The organism is Microbacterium algeriense (assembly GCF_008868005.1).
Lineage (GTDB): Bacteria > Actinomycetota > Actinomycetes > Actinomycetales > Microbacteriaceae > Microbacterium > Microbacterium algeriense.
Genome location: NZ_WAAO01000001.1, coordinates 47,037 through 64,149 on the forward strand (window position 1 = coordinate 47,037; position 17,113 = coordinate 64,149).

The window sequence follows — 17,113 nt, forward strand, 5'->3', positions numbered from 1 at the left end:
GTCGCGCCTAGAGTGGGCGCATGACCGCCGACGCCCGCGAACGCCTGCACGAGCTGCGGGTCCGCGCCGAGGAACGGATGCGGGCGACGGCCGCGACCCTCGACGAGCTCACCCACGACCGGGAGGGCTCCAACGACGACGACGAGCACGACCCCGAGGGCGTCACCCTGTCTTCGGAATGGTCGCGCCTGACGGGCCTGGCCGAAGCCGCGGCCGCCGAGCTCCGCCAGGTGGACGACGCGCTCGCCCGCGTCGATGCCGGCGCCTACGGGATCTGCGCGAACTGCGGCAGGCCGATCCCCGCCGCACGCCTCGAAGCCCGACCGTTCGCCGAGTACTGCGTCGCCTGCGCCGAGAAGCTCGGACACTGAGGCCGGCGCGGAGTAGCATCGCCGCCATGCCCATCGCACTCGAGAACGTCGGGATCGCCGTCCGCGACCTGGAAGCCGCCATCTCCTTCTTCACCGATCTCGGCCTCTCCGTGTTGGGGAGGGACGAGGTCAGCGGCGAGTGGGCGTCGACCGCGGTCGGACTCGACGGCAACCACGCCAAGATCGCCGTCCTGCAGACACCCGACGGTCGCGGCCAGATCGAGCTGTTCGAGTACATCCACCCCGACGCGATCGAGACGGAGCCCACCCGGCCGAACGAGATCGGCATGCACCGCATCGCCTTCTCCGTGGACGACATCGACGAATCCCTGGCCGTGGCCGCCCGTCACGGATACCACCCGCTCCGCGGCGTCGCGAACTACCAGGACGTCTACAAGCTCACCTACCTCCGCGGTCCGAGCGGGATCGTGCTCATGCTCGCGCAAGACCTCACCCGCTCCTGAGCGCGGACCGCGCGAGTCAGGAGACCATGCCGCGCCAGATCACCTCGATCGCGGCACGGAGTCGGGACACGACCGCAGGATCGCTGATCCGATCGCCCCGCACGACGAGCTGGTAGTACGCCACCCCGGCGATCGCATCGAAGCACGCCTCGACGTCGAGGTCGCTCCGCAGCTCACCGCGGGCGATCCCGACCCGCAGCGCGTTCTGCAGCGGCACCCGCCGACGCGAGACGTGCGAATCCCAGTACGTCTTCTGCAGGGCGCGGTCCGACATCACGAGCCGGATCCGCTGCCGGAACCGCTCCTCGGAGTACCCCGGGGCGGACGGAGCGACCCCGTCGGCACCGAGACCCAGCCCCGTGAGCAGCACCTCCCGCAGATCCGCATCCTCGGGGTAGGCCGGGGGCACCTCGCGCCCGACGTCGAGAGCCGCAGCGATCAGGAGCGTGAGCGAGGGCCAGCGTCGATACAGCGCGGCCCTGCTCACCCCGCTGCGCGCGACCACGCGGGAGACCGTGACCTCCTCGCCCGCGTCGATGATGGCCAGCGTCGCGGCGACGATCTGCCCGTCGATGTCCTCATCCCGCGGACGGCCGGGGCGGCGGCGGACCGCAGCCCCGGCATCCGTCGTCGGCGTCGTCACGCGGCGAGCGCCCGCTCGCGCAGCCGCGCGATCGTGGCATCCGAGAGTCCGGCGGCGCGCAGCGGCGTCAGCGGGTCGCCGTGCTGTGCACGCAGCGTGTCGAGCAGGCTGCGCATCGACACGTCCATCGATCCCTCCAGCAGGGACGACGTCTTGTCGATGGCGTCGGCGTCGAACCCCAGGGCCTTCCACATCGCGCCCATCACGGGGGCGGTGCGCGCCATGATCGCGACCATGTTGTCGCCGGTACGGGCGTAGTCGGTGACGATGTCCTCGTCTGCGGCACCGAGGGCGAGCAGCAGCATCGCGGCGAGCACACCCGTGCGATCGCGACCGGCGGCGCAGTGGAAGGCCGCGGTGCCCGGCGTGTGCGCGATCACGTTCAGGGCGATGACCAGCTGCGGTGCCGCGCCTTCGACCATGCGCTGGTACATCAGCCCCATCGCCTCATGCGTGAGGGCAGGACGCTCCCGGTCCATCGACTCCCCCACGTCGGCGATGAGCGGAAGGTGGTGGTACGCGACGGGGTGCTGTCCGAGCGGACCGCGACCGGTGACCGAGACCTCCAGCGGCGAGCGGAGGTCGATGATGGCGGTGAGCCCGCCGGTGACGAGGCCGTCCGCGACGTCCGCCGTCACGTACGCGAGGTCGTCCGTGCGGATCGCGAGCCCCTCGCGGAGCACACCGCCGTCGATCGCGATGCCGCCGAGGTCGCGCAGGTTGACCGGTGCGCTGAGGACGAGCTCGGTGTCGATGATGGTCATGTGATTCTCCTTCGGATGAGGGCGCTGCCCTGGTCGATCAGCGTGACGAGCACGATGATGCAGATGATGATGGCGCTGAGGTGGCCGTAGTCGTACATGCGCATGGCCGTGGTCAGCTCCAGGCCGATGCCGCCGGCGCCGACGAGGCCGAGGATCGTCGCGCCGCGCACGTTCCCCTCGAACAGCAGCAGCGTGTAGGAGGTGAGCAGCGGTGCGGCCTGCGGCAGGATGCCGTACTGGATGACCTGCCGCTTCGACGCGCCGACCGCCTCCATGGCGACGACGGGGCCGCGGTCGACCTGTTCCATGGCCTCGGCGAAGACCTTGCCGATCGAGCCGATGGATCCGAGCGTCATGGCCAGGATGCCCGCGAACGGACCGAGCCCGACCGCCGAGACGAACATCAGCGCGAAGACCAGGTCGGGCACCGAGCGGATGATGTTCATGATCCACCGCGTGGGGTAGTACAGCCACCTCGGTGCGAGCGTGGAGGTGGCGCCGAACGCGATGATCAGGGACAGCACGGCGCCGAGGACCGTGCCGACGACGGCCATCTGGAACGTCTCGAGCAGCAGCGCCAGGATCGTGCCGATCTTGGAGAAGTCCGGCGGGAACAGGCGGGAGAGGAACTCGCCCATGTTGACCGCGCCCTCGCCGAGCTTCACGAAGTTGAACTGGGCGCCGTTGAACGACCAGAGCAGCAGGAGGACCGCGACGGGGAGGCCGATCAGGAAGCGGGCGCGCGGCACCCGGAAGGCGCTCTCGAGGCGAGCCCGCTCCGCCGGGTCGAGCTGCGGACGAGCCGTGCGGTCGGCGCGCGGCTCAGTGGTGGTCGTCATCGCGGTGCTCCTCGTCGTCGTACAGCGGTTCCAGGGCGGCGGCGTCGAGCTGGGACGTGACGCCCGAGACGAGCATCTCGCCGTGCCGCAGCCCCACGATGCGGTCGCTGTGCGCGAGCGCGAGCGGCAGCACGTGCAGGCTCACCAGCACCGGGATGCCGTCCTGCGTGGCGATCTCCCGCAGCAGTCCCAGTACCGAGTCGGCGAGTTTCGGGTCGAGCGAGGCGACCGGCTCGTCGGCGAGGATCACGGCGGGCCGCTGCATGAGCGCCCGGGCGATCGCCACGCGCTGCTGCTGTCCGCCGGAGAGCGACCGGGCGGGGGCGGACGCCTTGTGCGCGATGCCGACCCGATCGAGCAGCTCCAGTGCCCGGCGCCGGTGCGCGCTCGAGAACCCGCCGGCGAGGTTGATCGGCCCGGCCCCGTGTAGCGCACCGGTGAGGACGTTGGTCAGGACGCTCAGCCGCGGGATCAGGTTGAACTGCTGGAACACCTGCCCGACCTCGGAGCGCAGGGTGCGCAGTTCGCCGCGGGCGAGGTTCGTGACGTCGTGGCCGGCGACGCGGACCGAGCCTGCGGACACCGGGGCGAACCCGGTCAGACTGCGCATCAGCGTCGACTTGCCGGAGCCCGAGGCGCCGAGCAGAGCGACCATCTCGCCGGGGAAGAGGTCGAGGTCGACCCCGTCCAGCACGGTCGTGGCGTCGTACGCGACCTTCAGCCCGCGGACGGTGACGAGGGGAAGGGCCTGTCGCACCTCGGCCGTCGGCGTGCGCATCCCGTCTCGCTCCGCCGGGGCTGCCACCGGGGTGGGAGCGACGGTCACTGGAGGTCCTTGAGCTCGACGCCGGCGACGGCCGCGATCTCCGCGAACGACTCGAAGTCCGTGCTCTCCGGGTCGACGGTCTGCGGCGCGGCCGCGAAGGAGCCGTACGCCCCGAGCCGCTCGGCGTTCTCGGGCGAGAACACCTCGGCGATGCCGTCCTGGATCACCTTGCGGGTCTCGGCATCGAGTGACTGGCGCCCGAGCACCGCGCCCTGGATGTCCATCGCCGGGCTCTCGCCCACCGCGCGCCACTCGCCGTCGGCGAAGGGGAACATCGGGGCGCCGAGCTGGGTCAGCATGACGGCGGTGCACGCGGCATCCACCTGTCCCTGCTCCAGCGCCGCGAAGCTGCCCTCGTGGCCGCCCGCGAAGATCGCCTCGTAGTCCTCGCCCTGTTCGAGACCCGCCTCGTGCAGCATGTAGACGGGCATGAAGTACCCCGAGCTGGAGGCCTGATCGGCGAAGGCCACGGTCTTGCCCTCGAGGTCCTCGACCGTCTGGATCGGCGAGTCGTCGAGCACGACGCAGGTCGACACCGGCTTGCCGTCGCCCTGGAACGCGACCAGCGCATCCACCTCTCCGGTGTTGACGGCGAGCGCGGAAGGGAAGCCGCTCATGATGCCGATGTCGACGTGGTCGGCGCGGATGGCCTCGACGACGCTGAGGTAGTCGGGGACGTCGGTGATCTCGACGTCGCGGCCGGTCGCCTTCTCGAGCAGCTCGGCGAACACCTCGATCGGGTTCTCGGCGGTGGGGTCCTCGCCGACCGGGATGGTGGCGATCGTGATCGGGGCGTCGGGGTCGGCCGGGGCCGCCTCGGCGGTCGGGCTCTGGCACCCGGTGAGAGCGAGGGCGGCCACGCCCAGGAGGCCGACGACGGGCAGGGTGAAGCGGCGCATGATGACCTTTCGGGAGGAAGATGTCTCGGCATTCCGAGAACATCGGTATTCCAACTCCCGAAGGTGACGCGCAATTACGAGACCGCCGTACTCCGAATGGAACGCTCGGTGAACGAACGGTGTCAGTGCGCCCGGGGGAGCTCCGCCGCGATCCTCTCGAGGACGACGATCGGAGCCAGCATCTCCGCCGCGGACAACGGTTGACGGCCGGAGACGAGCATGTCGACGAAGGCATCCACCGCCGGCTTCATGTACCCGGGCCCGACGGCGATGTCGCGGCTCACGATGCCCTCCCGTCCGACGGCGGCGACGTGGAAGGGCACCTGGGTCGTCGCGGTCGGGCGGATCAGCTCCAGCGACACCGGCACTCCCCGCAGCCGGTAGGTGGCGACGACGCCGTCGGGGAGCGCGTCGACGGCGACGTGATCCGGCTCGCCCGGGAGCAGCCGCTGAGCGAGATCCGCGACATGGATGCCGTAGAAGAAGAGCCCTCCGTGTGGATGCCCGGCGTCGGCGGGTCCGGTCACCCGCACCGACTGCAGCGCGCCGATCCGCGACACCCCGTCGGCCGCCGCGGCCATCTCCGCCGACCAGCGCAGCGTGGACGACGAGGTGAGCGCGGCGCCGCCCCGCTCCGCCGCCGCGACGATCTCCCCCGCATCGACGGCCGAGGTGGCGAGAGGCTTGTCCACCCAGACCGGCGTGCCCGCTTCGAGGAACGGCACCGCCTGCGCGCGGTGCTGGGCGCCGTCCCTGGACGTCACCACGACGCCGTCGACCTCGCCCCGCAGTTCGGCCGGGTCGTCGACGATCCGATCGATACCGCCGAAGGCCGCGAGGAACCGCGTACGCTCCGCGTCCGGATGCGCCACCAGGGCGTGCACCCGGACGGACGCATCCGCGGCCGCATCGACGTTCAGATGGCGGATGATCTCCTCGGCATGGCTGCTCTCCAGCCCGACGATCGCGACGTTCCTCGGTGGCATGCTTCCATCCTCGTGCACGCGTGCGCGGCCACGGCCCCGCACCCCTCGGCGTGAGACACCGCGCAGTAGGCTGAACGCATCATGGACGAGTTCATCCAGGGCTTCTGGACCTTCGCGGGACACTACTGGTGGCTCGTCTTCCCGATCATGGGCATGGCGGGCGGGGCCGCGAAGGCGTGGGAGCGCAACTCCAAGCGCCGGCACGAACGCCGCCTGGAGACGCTGCGCATCAAAGCCCAGCTGAAGACCGCCGAGATCGAGGCGCGCGCACTGACCCAGCAGGCCAAGCGGCGCGGACCCACCGTGGTCGACACGACCGCATCCGTCGCCCCTGCTGACCTCGTCGCGCGCCTCTTCGCCGAGCACGACGAGATCACGGCGCGCTGGCTCGACTACGAGCTCGACGTCGCGAAGCTCATCGCCTATCCCGCCATGAGCGACGGCCGCCAGCCGCTGACCGCTGCCTTCCTCCGCGCGAAGAAGACCGCCGACGCCCTGCGCCCCGCCTCCGCCGACGCGAAGGTCTCGGAGCAGCAGGTGACCGAGTATCTGCAGGCCGTGGGCGACTACGCCGTCGCGTTCGAGATCGCCGAGAAGGACGCCAGGCGGCTGCGCGACTCGACCTTCACCGAGCCCGAGCGCAAGCGGCTGGAGCGGGCGCAGCAGCTGCTCAAGGTGGCCGTCGACGAGTCGGCAACGCAGGCGGAGCGCAACGTCGCCTACAAGCGGGTGCGCGAAGAGCTCGACGGCCTCATCCTGCTCTCGGACGAGGCCGTCACCGTGCTCGAGAAGCAGGTGGCCAGGGAGCTTCCCGCGTCGTCCGCGCCGACGCCGGATGCCCCGCCCGAGGCCGACCCCCTGCCCGTCACCGACCCGTTGCGGCCGCCCACGCCGCGCGGACAGCACCGCGAGGACGCATGACCCCCGAGAACGTCACCGGACCGATCGCCCACCACGCCGAAGCCCCTATCTGGTGGCCGGGATGGGGCGGACTGCGCTGGGTGGACGGCGACGCCGGAGACCTGCTGACGCTGCGCTCCGACGGCGTGACCCGCCAGCACATCGATGACGAGTACCTCGCCTTCGCACGCCCCCGGACCCAGGGCGGACTGGTCGCCGTCGGAGCCCGCACCCTCTATCTCGCGGATGACGTCGACGGAGACGCGCGCGCCGCCGCCTCCCTGTTCGACGACAACTCCGTGCGCATGAACGACGGATGCTGCGACCCGCGCGGACGTCTGCTCGCCGGCTCGATGGGCTACGACTCCACCCCGGGCGCCGCGAGCCTGCTGCGGGTGGATGCCGAGCTCGGCATCACCACGGTCCTGCCCCACGTGACGGTGTCGAACGGCGTCGGCTTCGCCCCGGACGGACGGCGCGCGTATTACATCGACACCGAGACCGGACGCATCGACGTGTTCGACGTGGCGGACGGCGACCTGCGCGGCCGCCGATCCTTCGCGACCATCGCCGAGGACGACGGCTCTCCCGACGGCCTCACGATCGCCGCCGACGGCAGCGTGTGGGTGGCGCTGTGGGGCGGAAGCGCGGTGCGCGGCTACGACGCATCCGGACAACTGATCGCGACGATCGACCTCCCCGTCCCCCAGGTCAGCGCGTGCACGTTCGGCGACGACGACCTCGGCACGCTCTACATCACCACCTCCGCACAGGGCCTCCCCGCCGACCACGGCACCGAGGCCGGCTCCGTGTTCGCCGTGCGCCCCGGCGTGCACGGCATCCCCGTCCTCCCCTTCGCCGGCTGACCCGCGCGCGGGATCACACCGGGCGCGCGGGGTCAGGCCGGGCGCGCGGGGTCAGGCGATCCCGCCAGAACAGGCCGAAACCCTGGCCACTTGCCTGATCTCGCGCGAATGCCTGAACCCGGGGGAACACCCGACGGCCTCTGCCCGGGACACGGTGCACTCAGCCATGGGAACCGTGCCCCGGACACAGGCCGCCGGGCGGATCAGCCGAGCCGGACGCGCTCCGTGCGCTGCTGCTGGCGTCCGAGTCCGTCGATCTCGATCGTCATCTCGTCGCCGTCCTGCAGGTAGGGGAACCTCCCCGACAGGGCGACGCCCTGCGGGGTCCCGGTATTGATGACGTCACCGGGCTCGAGCACCACGTACTGACTCAGCTCGTGCACGATCTGCAGCACCGGGAAGATCATGTCCGCGGTCGAGGAGTCCTGGCGCGGCTCGCCGTTCACGAAGGACCGAAGCCTCAGCGCCTGGGGGTCGACCTCGTCCGCCGGCACGAGCGCGGGGCCGAGAGGGTTGAACGTCTCGGAGCACTTCCCCTTCGACCACTGCCCGCCCGAGACCTCGAGCTGGTACGCCCGCTCCGACACGTCGTTCGAGATGGTGTACCCGGCGATGACGTCGCGTGCCGCCTCGACCGACGGCAGGTATCGTGCCGTCTTGCCGATCACGACCGCGAGTTCCACCTCCCAGTCGACTTTCTCCGCGCCGGGCGGCAGCAGCACGACGTCGTTCGGTCCGACCACGGTGTTCGGGTGTTTGAAGAAGATCACGGGGTGTGCGGGCGGCTCCGCCCCGGATTCGGCCGCGTGCGCCGCGTAATTCTGGCCGATGCACACGACGGCGGTCGGGCGGGCGACGGGAGCGCCGATGCGAAGCCCCTCGACGTCGGCCGCGGGGAGCTCGTCCCGGTCGAGGGCGGCACGCACACGGGCGATGCCGTCGGCGCCGAGGAACGTGCCGTCGATGTCGGGCGTGAGGGAGGCGAGGTCGTACACGGTGTCCCCGTCGCGGACGAAGGGGCGTTCCAGACCGGGGGATCCGAGTCGCAGCAGTTCCATGGGTGCTCCTGGGGTCAGCGCGCGGCGTACGCGGGGTTCACGATCGGGACGGACTCCCCGGCGAGGAATCGGATGATGTTGTCCGCGGCGTGCACGGGGAGATCCGCCAGCGCCTCCGGCGAGTACCAGGCGGCGTGCGGGGTCAGCAGCACCTGCTCGAGGTCGCGCAGGGGCGAGTCGTCGGCGAGCGGCTCCCCGGCGAAGACGTCGAGGGCCGCCGCGCCGAGGTGCCCGGCGCGCAGCGAGGCCGCGAGTGCTTCCTCGTCGATGAGGGGTCCGCGGCAGGTGTTCACGATCACGGCGCCCTGCTTCATGGTCGCGAGAGCCGGTCCGTCGATGAGGTGGCGCGTGGCGTCCGTCAGCGGCACGTGCAGGGTCAGGAGGTCGGCCTGTGCCACGGCATCCGGGATCTCGACGAGCTCGCATCCCGCTTCGCGCACGGCGTCGGGTGCGGCGTACGGGTCGGCGACGACGACGCGGAACCCCAGGGCACGGCATCCGCGGGCGACGATGGAGCCGATGCGCCCGAACCCGAGCACGGCCACGGTCGTCGTCGACGGGCGCACCGCGAGCGGCCGCGCGTCGACCGCCTTCCAGGTCCCGGCGCGCACGGCACGGTCGTATGCGGGCAGGCCGCGGGCCTGCGTCATGATCATTGCGATCGTGTGGGCGGCCACCTCTTCGATGCAGTAGCTCGGTGTGTTGGCGACGGCGATGCCCCGAGCTGTGGCGGCCGCCACGTCGACCATGTCGTATCCGATGCCGACGCGGCTGATGATGCGCAGGTTCGGCATCCGGTCCATGACGTCGGCGGTGATATGCGCCCACTGCACGACCAGGCCTTCGGCGTCCGCGCCGAGAACGGCGAGGTCGTCGATGCTCCCGGATGCGGCACGCTCGGCTCGGAGCCCGGCCTGCCGGAGGGTGTCTTCGATGACGGTTCCCGGCAGGTCGCAGTCGCTGACGAGGATGAGAGGCGCGGTCATGAGAGCGATGCTATAGCATCTAGCAGATTGCTGCACGACGGCTGACTTTGCCCTCGGGTTGCTATAGCGTTTACGACATGACTGCTCGCCGCGCACTGATCACGGGGGCCAGTTCCGGTATCGGAACCGCCGCCGCCCTCGAACTCGCCCGCGAGGGCGTCGCCCTCTGGATCACCTATGCCGGGCGCGAGGCCGAGGCCCATCGCGTCGCCGAGGACTGCCGTGCCGCCGGCGCCCCCGAGGTCCGGGTGTCCCGCCTCGACCTGCAGGACCGCGCGTCGATCGATGCCCTGGTCGCGGAGGTCACCGCCGCGTGGGGATCGCTGCACGTGCTCGTCAACAACGGCGGCGTCTGCCCCTACACGCCCTACGACGAGATCGACTTCGACGAATGGGACCTGGTCCTCGAGACCAACGCCCGCGGCACGTTCTTCCTGACCCGCGGCGCCCTTCCGCTGCTCCGAGCCGCGGACGGCGACCGGTCCGTGATCAACATCGCCTCGATCGCCGGACAGGTCGGCGCGCTGCAGACCGGCATCCACTACGCCGCCAGCAAGGGGGCGATCCTCGCGATCACACGCAGCTTCGCCCGGCACCTGGCGTCGGAGGGCATCCGCGTCAACGCGGTCACCCCGGGCCCGGTGGCCAGCGCCATCACCGACCAGCTGCAGGGCGAGGGGCGCGCGAAGCTCGAAGCCGGCATCCCGCTCGGAGCGTTCGGACAGCCGGAGGACGTCGCCTGGATCATCGCATCCCTCGCCTCGCAGCGCTCCCGCTTCATCACCGGAGCCACCTATGACGTCAACGGAGGAGTTCGCATTGACTGACCGCACCGCCCTCGACCGCTCCGCCCTGGACACCGTGCAGGCGCAGCTCGACGCCTTCAACGCGCACGACCTCGACGCGTTCGTGGCGACCTACGCCGACGACGCGGTGATCACCGGTGTGGCGCCGGAGCCCATCGTGGGGTCGGCCGCTATCCGGGCTTTCTACGAGCCCCGACTGCAGAACCCCGAGCTCTCGTGCGTCATCGACACCAGCGTGCTCTTCGGATCCCGGTGGGTGGTCGCGCAGGAGCAGGTCATCAACGCCGGCGTCGCGACCGAGACCATCGCGACCTTCGACGTGGTGGACGGACGCATCGCGCGGGCGTCGATGCTCAAGGCCTGACCCGGCGCGGTCGGGCACCGCATCCGCGAGCTTCGGCTCGAACCGTTGCAGGCTCGTACGGCGGGGCCGGGCCAGAAGTGCTCACTCGTGTTCCGGCAGGACGGGCGACGACCACCCCGGGTCGCGGCCGAGCTGCGCCGCCCGCGAGACCGACGTCGCACCGTAGCGATCGCGGAGATCGTCGAGCACGGTGTCCAGGCGCGCCTCATCGCCCCAGTCGATCGGCAGTTCAGGGTGCACCCGGTCGACGCGGTCGAGCTGCGACAGCGAGATGCCGATCAATGTGATGCCGCGCTCCGCGATCTCGGTGTGCGCCACGGCGAGCAGGGCGCGCGCGACCGTGAGCAGGATGGCGGTGCGGTCGGTCGGAGCCCGGAGGGAGCGCGAGCGCGTCGCCTTCGTGAAGTCGCCGAAGCGCAGACGCAGCACCACCGTGCGACAGACCCGGTCGCCGTCGCGCAGACGCCGCGCGAGCCGATCGACGATCTGCGTGAGGATGAGATCCAGTTCCTCGGGCGATCGAGGTCGACTGCCGAGCGCGCGCTGCGAACCGATCGATCCGCGGCGGCGGGTGGTGTCGACCGGCCGCGGATCCCGCAGCCGGGCGAGGGCGTGCACGTGCGCGCCCGTCGCCTTCCCCAGCATCCTCTCCGCCGTCGCGGCCTCGAGCTCGGCCAGCTCGCCGACCGTGCGGATGCCGTACCGGTGCAGCTTCTCGGCCGTCACCGCCCCCACGCCCCACAGCCGCTCCACCGGGAGGGGCAGCAGGAACTCCTGTTCACGCTCGGGCTCCACGATCAGCAGACCGTCCGGCTTGCTCACCGCACTGGCGACCTTGGCGAGGAACTTGGTGCGCGCGACCCCGACCGAGATGGCCAGTCCGGCCTCCGTCCGCACGCGCTCGCGCAGTCGCACCGCGATCTGCTCGGGCGTTCCGGCGATGCGCCGCAGGCCGCCGACCTCGAGGAAGGCCTCGTCGATCGAGAGCCCCTCGACCAGCGGCGTGGTGTCGCGGAAGATCGAGAAGACCGCCTTGCTCGCCGCGGAGTAGGCCTCCATACGCGGCGGCACGACGACGGCATCCGGGCAGAGGTCGCGGGCCTGGCGTCCGCCCATGGCCGTGCGGACACCGCGCGCCTTCGCCTCGTAGCTCGCCGCCAGCACCACGCCTCCGCCCACGATGACGGGCCGCCCGCGCAGCTCCGGCGCGTCACGCTGCTCGACGGACGCGTAGAACGCGTCGAGGTCGGCGTGCAGCACCGTCGCTTCCCCGCGCATCCCGTTCTCCCGTCGACGTGCGGATCGTCGCACGGACCGCGGACATCGGCGACGCGTCCGACCCGACGGATGCCGTGTCGGTGCCGACGGGTAGGGTCGGCGCGTGCCGGAACCGGTGATGCAGTGGTGGGCGCGACGGCAGTTCTCCCGCGGTCGCGCTGTTCCGTATGAGGTGGGCACGTATCGCACGGGATGGGCGGCATACCCCGAGCTCGTGCGGCAGTACCACCCCGAGCTGAACCACGGCATCGCCCTGTCGCAGATCCCGCTCGCCGCCGACGTGCTGCTGTGCTGGGAGTGTCCGCTCGGGCATCGCTTCGCAGCCACCCCGACCGAGCAGCGCGAGCGTCCGGGACCGGTGCGACGCCGCTCCGCATGGTGTCCCGAGTGCTCGGCGCTCGCCCGCCCCCAGCCCGTCGTCCTGGGCGAAGCACGCGCCCTTCCGCGCAGACCGCGCCGCCCGGCGCCCGCACTCTGCACGAAGACGCCTGACCTGCCGACCGGGACCGCGTTCGTGAGCGTCTGTGCGCCGCGACCCGCGTCCGCCGCCGAGGGGCGTCTGCGCGCGGAGCTCGCGGCGGCGATCGCGTTCGATCCGACCGTGAACGCCGTGAAGGTGGCCCGCCCGTTCTTCCGCCACACCGAGGTCTGGCCCGACATCGTGCTGCCGGAGCTGCGCATCGCCGTCGAGTACGACACGGTGGGCCGTCACGGGTTGGAGCACGTCGGCAAGCGGCAGGATGCGGATCTGCGGAAGGACAGGGCCCTCCGCGCCGCCGGGTGGGAGGTCATCCGCCTGCGCACCGGGAAGCTCGAACCGCTCGGACCGCACGACCTCGCCGTGTCCTCGGTGAACGCGAAGAGCATCGCGCGCCTCGTCGAACAGCTGCGGACGATCCGCGGCGCGCTGATGGTGGACGCGTACCTCCGGTGAGCCGGATCAGCCGCCGAAGCGAGCCCGCAGCTCGGGGCTGACGGCGACGTCGCCGAACGACGCCGTCCAAGCTCCGTCGACCGCGATCGACTGTCCCGAGAGGTACGGAGCCTCGTCGGAGAGGAGGAACGCGGTGACCGCGGCCACCTCTTCGGCGCGCGCGATGCGCCCCATCGGCGGCCCCTCCGCGAGCGCACGCTCCTCGGCGGCGGGGTCGGCGGCCCTGGCGATCTGGGACTCAAGGTGGGGCGTACGGACGCCGCCCGGAGCCACCGTGTTCGCGCGTATTCCCAAACCGCCATACGTCACGGCGACGCTGCGGGTCAGGGCGTCGATGCCGCCCTTCGTGAACTCGTACGCCGCGTGGTCGACGAAGCTGGACCGGCCGTGGATCGACCCGACGTTCACGATCGCCCCCGGGTGGCCCTGATCGACGAACGCGGACACCGCCGCCGAGCACCCCCAGATGTAGCCGAACCCGTTGATGTCGATGACCTCCCGCACCACGGTCTCATCCAGGTCGTGCAACGGGGTGCGCTTCGTGATCCCCGCGTTGTTCACCCAGCCGGCGAGCGGAGCCCTGGCGCGGGCGACGGCCGCGGCGCGCTCGTGAACCGTGCGCTCCGAGGCGTCGCCGAGGACGACCTCGGCCACGATGCCCTCCTCGACGGTTCCCGAGCCGGGTGAGCGCTCGAGTCCGACCACCGTCCAGCCGTCGGCGGTGAGGCGCTCGGCGATAGCCCGGCCGATGCCCTTGCCGCTGCCGGTGACCACGACGCTGCGTGCGGAGTCTGCCATGTCAGTCCTTTCCGAATCGGAAGACGGCGGGGTCGAGGCCGAAGCCGAGTCCCGGCGTCGCGAGAGGGGTGATGGTCCCGTCGAATCGCGGACCCTCCGTGATGAACGACGGCGCCGGATCGTAGGGGTTGACCCCGCGGGCGAACGTCTCGACCTGGATGCCCAGGTGGGCGGTCACCTCGGGATACACGTGGCCCGATACGGGGAGTCCGCGCTCGGCCGCCCAGGCGATCAGCTCGCGCGCCGGTGTGATGCCGCCGATGGCCACGACGTCCAGCCGCAGCGCCTCCACTCCGCCGACCTCGACCAGCGCCTGCAGCACCGCCGGGTCGGTGACCTCGTCACCCACCGCCACCGGAAGGCCGGAGCCCTGACGGATGCGGGCGACGCCGGCGGCGTCCTCGGGGAGCAGCGGGTCCTCGAGCCAGGCGAGGCGCGGTTCTCCCCACTGCGTGATCTCCGCCAGCGCGGTGTCGGCGTCGGGCCAGCCGAACCCGACATCGACCACGAGTCCGGTGGTCGAGGGCAGCTCGGCGTTGAGGATCGCCAGCAGCTCGCGCATGTATGCCGGATCCGGAATGCGAGAGATCTTCACCTGCGACCAGCCGGCTGCCTGGCGGAGAACCTCGTCGGCGACCGCTCGCGGGGTGCGGTCGGGCGAGGGATACGCGGCGACGAGCATGGCCGCGCGCGGGGCGTCGCCGGTGCCGAGCAGCTTCCACAGCGGCGCACCCTGCTGCCGGGCGGCGATGTCCCACAGGGCGATGTCGACCAGGCCGATGGCCCGCCTGACGAGTCCGACCCGACCGACGATCGCACTGCCGCGCAGCATCCTCTCCCACGCGGCCGCGGGGTCGTCCGTCTCCGCGCCGAGCGCGTGCGGTGCCACGAGCCGTTCGACGATCTCGGTCATCGGAGCCTCGCGCGACAGGCAGTACGCGATCCCGGTCGTCCCGTCGTCGGCCGTGACCTGCACCGCCGAGTACTCCCGGCGCGTGACCGTCATCGCCCCGAGGTGCAGCGGCGCGGGCAGGGGCAGCACGGCGGTGGCCGTGTCGATCCGGGCGACGGCGCTCATTCGGGCTTCTTCGCGAGGGGCACGCCGTAGTCCACCATGAACCCGCCGTCGACGTACAGGGTCTGCCCGTTCATGTACCGGGACTGGTCGGACACGAGGAAGCTGACCGCGGCCGCGATCTCGCTCGCCTCGGCCAGGCGCTTCGCCGGGATGCGCGACAGGATCGTCTCGAGGCTCAGGGTGCCCTGCTCGACGCCGTGCCGGAAGACACCGGTGTCGACGTAGCCCGGAGCGACCGCGTTCACGCGCACACCCCGAGCCGCCCATTCCGCTCCGGCCGTCGAGGTGAGTCCGATCACGGCAGCCTTGGTCGTGGCATAGGGCGCCCGCCCCGCGGAGCCGCGCGAGGAGATGGAGGAGATGTTGACGATCCGCCCCTCGCCGCGGTCGAGCATCCGCTTCCCCGCGGCCTGGAGCGCGGAGAACACCCCGTGCAGGTTCACGTCGACCACGGCGGACCACTCCTCCCACGTGAGGTCCTCGATCCCGCGGTGCCGTTGGATCCCGGCGTTGTTCACGAGCACCTCGATGGGTCCGAGCTCCGTCTCGATCTCGCCGAACACCCGGTCGACGGCGGCGTGATCCGTCACGTCGAGCTCCCGCCAGAGGATCCCGGCGGGGTTGTCGGCCGCCGTGAGCCCCGGGACCCGGTCGGTCGCGACGACCCGGTAGCCGTCCGCGGCGAGGCGCTGTCCGATCTCCCAGCCGATGCCGGCCGATCCTCCGGTGACGATGGCGACGGGAAGCTGCGTCATGCTGTTGTTCTCCTTCAGTTGAGCTCCGGTCGCGATATTCCAGCCAAATGGGCCCGAAATCCCTGGAATATCGCGACCGGAGCGGGGTCAGATGAGTCCGGCGACCAGGGAGACCGCGTGGGACTCCAGAAGCTCCAGGGCGCCGGGAGCCAGGGGGGTCTGCCAGGACTGGTAGGCCCCGCGGTCGTAGGCCTCGCGGGTCGGGAGGTACACGAAACCCGGGCCGTTCGTGAGGTTCATCACCACGATCGGTGTGCCGGGGAACCGCTCCCGCAGGGTCGTCTGCAGCCGGGAGTAAGCCTCGCCCGGATGCCCCACGATCACCGCGTCGCCCAGCCGCCAGGCCCAGACCGGATGCTGCACGGTCGGGCCGTCGATGTAGCCGTCACGGAGGTTGCGGGCACGCCCGAGACGCTCCTCGCGCGACCGCGGATCGATGTCCTTCCACTCCGCGGCGAGCTCGTCCAGGGTGGGCAGGTCGCGCAGCGGCAGTTCGACCGCGGACACGATCCCTGCTGCACCTTCGCCGCCGTCCGCCGGAGCTCCGGTCCACATCGCGAGCGGTGCCCCCGACTCGACGACGCCGTCCAGCGTCAGCTCCTCCCCCGGCTGCGGCAGGGCGTCCAGCGCGGCGAGCACCGCGTGTCCGAGGGAGCGCCCGTGGCGGTCGGCCACCGCGACGTCGCCTGTGTACTGCTCCCGCGGGGCCAGCTCTCCCGACGCTCCCTGCAGGAACAGGCACGGAGCGCCCGTGGCCGCCTCGACGATCTCGCGCATCGCGCCGACGTAGTCCGGCGACACCTCCCGGTGCTGCCAGGCCAGGGTCGTCGGATGGCAGGCGTAGTTCACCAGCGTCGCCCGCACGTCGCCGTCGAGGCTGATCCGGCCGATCGTGACGGTGTCGTCGGCCGTGCCCTGCGGATTGAACCCCACGAGGGCGCGGCCGTCGAGGTCGAGCTCGCGTTCCGCCGCGAGGGTGCAGCTGCCCGTGGTCCACTCGATCAGTCCCGGTCGCGCGGTCTCCAGCGCCTCGCGCCCGGCCGCGATACCGGCCGCGGCCAGGGCCTCGAGGTACCCGGGGATGAGCTCGCCACCCGGCAGATGTGCATCCGCCGCGCACAGCACCGCGCCCGCATGCGTATGGGAGAGCGACAGCATCAGCTGGTCGGGCTCGAGGCCGAGACCGTCGAGGATCGCCCCGCGCACTCCCTGTTCATCCGCGACCCTGCGCCACCATGTGCCGTCCACCGCGAGCAGCAGGCGTGGGCGCTCATCCGAGGCGATGACGGCGAGCGCGGTCAGCTCGAACGGCCGGTGCGCGCCCTCGGACCGCTCCCAGTCGGCCGGCCCCCAGTTCTTGGCGCGGATGCCGACGGGCGGCGTGATGTCGCGCCGGGCGACACCGATGCGCGCCCGGGTGCGCGGGATGCGGATGCGGTCTCCGAGGCGCGTGGCCGGTGCCGTGTCGTTCACGAGGGGTCCTTCCTGTTCTCCATGC

Annotated in this window: 20 protein-coding genes; 7 read left to right on the top strand and 13 right to left on the bottom strand. The window is 71.4% G+C overall.

Going from position 1 to position 17,113, the window contains the following annotated elements:
• Positions 1-20 precede the first annotated feature (20 nt).
• On the top strand, positions 21-371 hold the full coding sequence (locus tag F6A08_RS00225; RefSeq protein WP_151458269.1) for a TraR/DksA family transcriptional regulator: 351 nt from the start codon (positions 21-23) through the stop codon (positions 369-371).
• 26 nt (positions 372-397) lie between these two features.
• Positions 398-835: a VOC family protein gene (locus tag F6A08_RS00230; RefSeq protein WP_017202967.1), complete on the top strand. Its 438-nt coding sequence runs from the start codon at positions 398-400 to the stop codon at positions 833-835.
• Positions 836-851: 16 nt separating this feature from the next.
• On the opposite strand, the gene F6A08_RS00235 is transcribed toward F6A08_RS00230, so the two are convergent.
• The 6 genes from F6A08_RS00235 to F6A08_RS00260 form a co-directional block, all read right to left on the bottom strand.
• Positions 852-1,478, bottom strand: coding sequence for a TetR/AcrR family transcriptional regulator (locus tag F6A08_RS00235; protein ID WP_151458270.1), 627 nt, complete (start codon positions 1,476-1,478; stop codon positions 852-854).
• Positions 1,475-2,242 carry a tyrosine-protein phosphatase gene (locus tag F6A08_RS00240; RefSeq protein WP_151458271.1) on the bottom strand — a complete coding sequence of 256 codons (768 nt, stop codon included), beginning with the start codon at positions 2,240-2,242 and terminating at the stop codon, positions 1,475-1,477. Before F6A08_RS00240 ends, F6A08_RS00235 begins: the two co-directional genes overlap by 4 nt.
• Entirely contained in the window at positions 2,239-3,081 is an 843-nt protein-coding gene (phnE, locus tag F6A08_RS00245; RefSeq protein WP_151458272.1) for a phosphonate ABC transporter, permease protein PhnE, read from the bottom strand. Before phnE ends, F6A08_RS00240 begins: the two co-directional genes overlap by 4 nt.
• On the bottom strand, positions 3,065-3,907 hold the full coding sequence (locus F6A08_RS00250; protein WP_225855679.1) for a phosphonate ABC transporter ATP-binding protein: 843 nt from the start codon (positions 3,905-3,907) through the stop codon (positions 3,065-3,067). Before F6A08_RS00250 ends, phnE begins: the two co-directional genes overlap by 17 nt.
• Positions 3,904-4,806 (bottom strand): phosphate/phosphite/phosphonate ABC transporter substrate-binding protein, encoded by a 903-nt coding sequence (phnD, locus tag F6A08_RS00255; protein ID WP_151458273.1) that lies wholly within the window; start codon positions 4,804-4,806, stop codon positions 3,904-3,906. The genes F6A08_RS00250 and phnD overlap by 4 nt, the downstream gene beginning before the upstream one ends.
• 122 nt (positions 4,807-4,928) lie before the next feature.
• Positions 4,929-5,792: a Gfo/Idh/MocA family protein gene (locus F6A08_RS00260; protein WP_151458274.1), complete on the bottom strand. Its 864-nt coding sequence runs from the start codon at positions 5,790-5,792 to the stop codon at positions 4,929-4,931.
• A gap of 81 nt (positions 5,793-5,873) precedes the next feature.
• On the opposite strand from F6A08_RS00260, the gene F6A08_RS00265 reads away from it, so the two are divergent.
• Both F6A08_RS00265 and F6A08_RS00270 read left to right on the top strand, forming a co-directional pair.
• Positions 5,874-6,713 carry a hypothetical protein gene (locus F6A08_RS00265; protein WP_017202974.1) on the top strand — a complete coding sequence of 280 codons (840 nt, stop codon included), beginning with the start codon at positions 5,874-5,876 and terminating at the stop codon, positions 6,711-6,713.
• The gene (locus F6A08_RS00270; protein WP_151458275.1) at positions 6,710-7,558 is read left to right on the top strand and encodes an SMP-30/gluconolactonase/LRE family protein; all 849 of its coding nucleotides are present in this window, start codon (positions 6,710-6,712) and stop codon (positions 7,556-7,558) included. Before F6A08_RS00265 ends, F6A08_RS00270 begins: the two co-directional genes overlap by 4 nt.
• Positions 7,559-7,761: 203 nt before the next feature.
• Here the strand turns inward: F6A08_RS00270 and F6A08_RS00275 are convergent, their stop codons facing one another.
• Positions 7,762-8,616, bottom strand: coding sequence for a fumarylacetoacetate hydrolase family protein (locus F6A08_RS00275; RefSeq protein ID WP_151458276.1), 855 nt, complete (start codon positions 8,614-8,616; stop codon positions 7,762-7,764).
• A 14-nt stretch (positions 8,617-8,630) separates the two neighbouring features.
• Positions 8,631-9,602, bottom strand: coding sequence for a C-terminal binding protein (locus F6A08_RS00280; RefSeq protein WP_151458277.1), 972 nt, complete (start codon positions 9,600-9,602; stop codon positions 8,631-8,633).
• Between the two features lie 77 nt (positions 9,603-9,679).
• Between F6A08_RS00280 and F6A08_RS00285 the strand changes: the two genes are divergently transcribed.
• Positions 9,680-10,429: an SDR family NAD(P)-dependent oxidoreductase gene (locus F6A08_RS00285; RefSeq protein ID WP_151458278.1), complete on the top strand. Its 750-nt coding sequence runs from the start codon at positions 9,680-9,682 to the stop codon at positions 10,427-10,429.
• On the top strand, positions 10,422-10,772 hold the full coding sequence (locus tag F6A08_RS00290) for a nuclear transport factor 2 family protein (protein WP_017202979.1): 351 nt from the start codon (positions 10,422-10,424) through the stop codon (positions 10,770-10,772). Before F6A08_RS00285 ends, F6A08_RS00290 begins: the two co-directional genes overlap by 8 nt.
• Before the next feature lie 81 nt (positions 10,773-10,853).
• On the opposite strand, the gene dinB is transcribed toward F6A08_RS00290, so the two are convergent.
• Entirely contained in the window at positions 10,854-12,050 is a 1,197-nt protein-coding gene (gene dinB, locus F6A08_RS00295) for a DNA polymerase IV (protein ID WP_017202982.1), read from the bottom strand.
• A 103-nt stretch (positions 12,051-12,153) separates the two neighbouring features.
• Here dinB and F6A08_RS00300 point away from each other — a divergent pair, with 103 nt between their 5' ends.
• On the top strand, positions 12,154-12,984 hold the full coding sequence (locus F6A08_RS00300) for a PDDEXK family nuclease (RefSeq protein ID WP_151458279.1): 831 nt from the start codon (positions 12,154-12,156) through the stop codon (positions 12,982-12,984).
• 6 nt (positions 12,985-12,990) lie between these two features.
• Here the strand turns inward: F6A08_RS00300 and F6A08_RS00305 are convergent, their stop codons facing one another.
• The 4 genes from F6A08_RS00305 to F6A08_RS00320 form a co-directional block, all read right to left on the bottom strand.
• Entirely contained in the window at positions 12,991-13,782 is a 792-nt protein-coding gene (locus F6A08_RS00305) for an SDR family NAD(P)-dependent oxidoreductase (RefSeq protein ID WP_151458280.1), read from the bottom strand.
• A 1-nt stretch (position 13,783) separates the two neighbouring features.
• Complete coding sequence (locus F6A08_RS00310; protein WP_151458281.1) at positions 13,784-14,860, bottom strand: enolase C-terminal domain-like protein; 1,077 nt, start codon at positions 14,858-14,860, stop codon at positions 13,784-13,786.
• Positions 14,857-15,615: an SDR family NAD(P)-dependent oxidoreductase gene (locus F6A08_RS00315; protein ID WP_017202986.1), complete on the bottom strand. Its 759-nt coding sequence runs from the start codon at positions 15,613-15,615 to the stop codon at positions 14,857-14,859. The genes F6A08_RS00310 and F6A08_RS00315 overlap by 4 nt, the downstream gene beginning before the upstream one ends.
• Positions 15,616-15,702: 87 nt before the next feature.
• Entirely contained in the window at positions 15,703-17,088 is a 1,386-nt protein-coding gene (locus F6A08_RS00320) for a hypothetical protein (RefSeq protein WP_124894545.1), read from the bottom strand.
• Positions 17,089-17,113 lie beyond the last annotated feature (25 nt).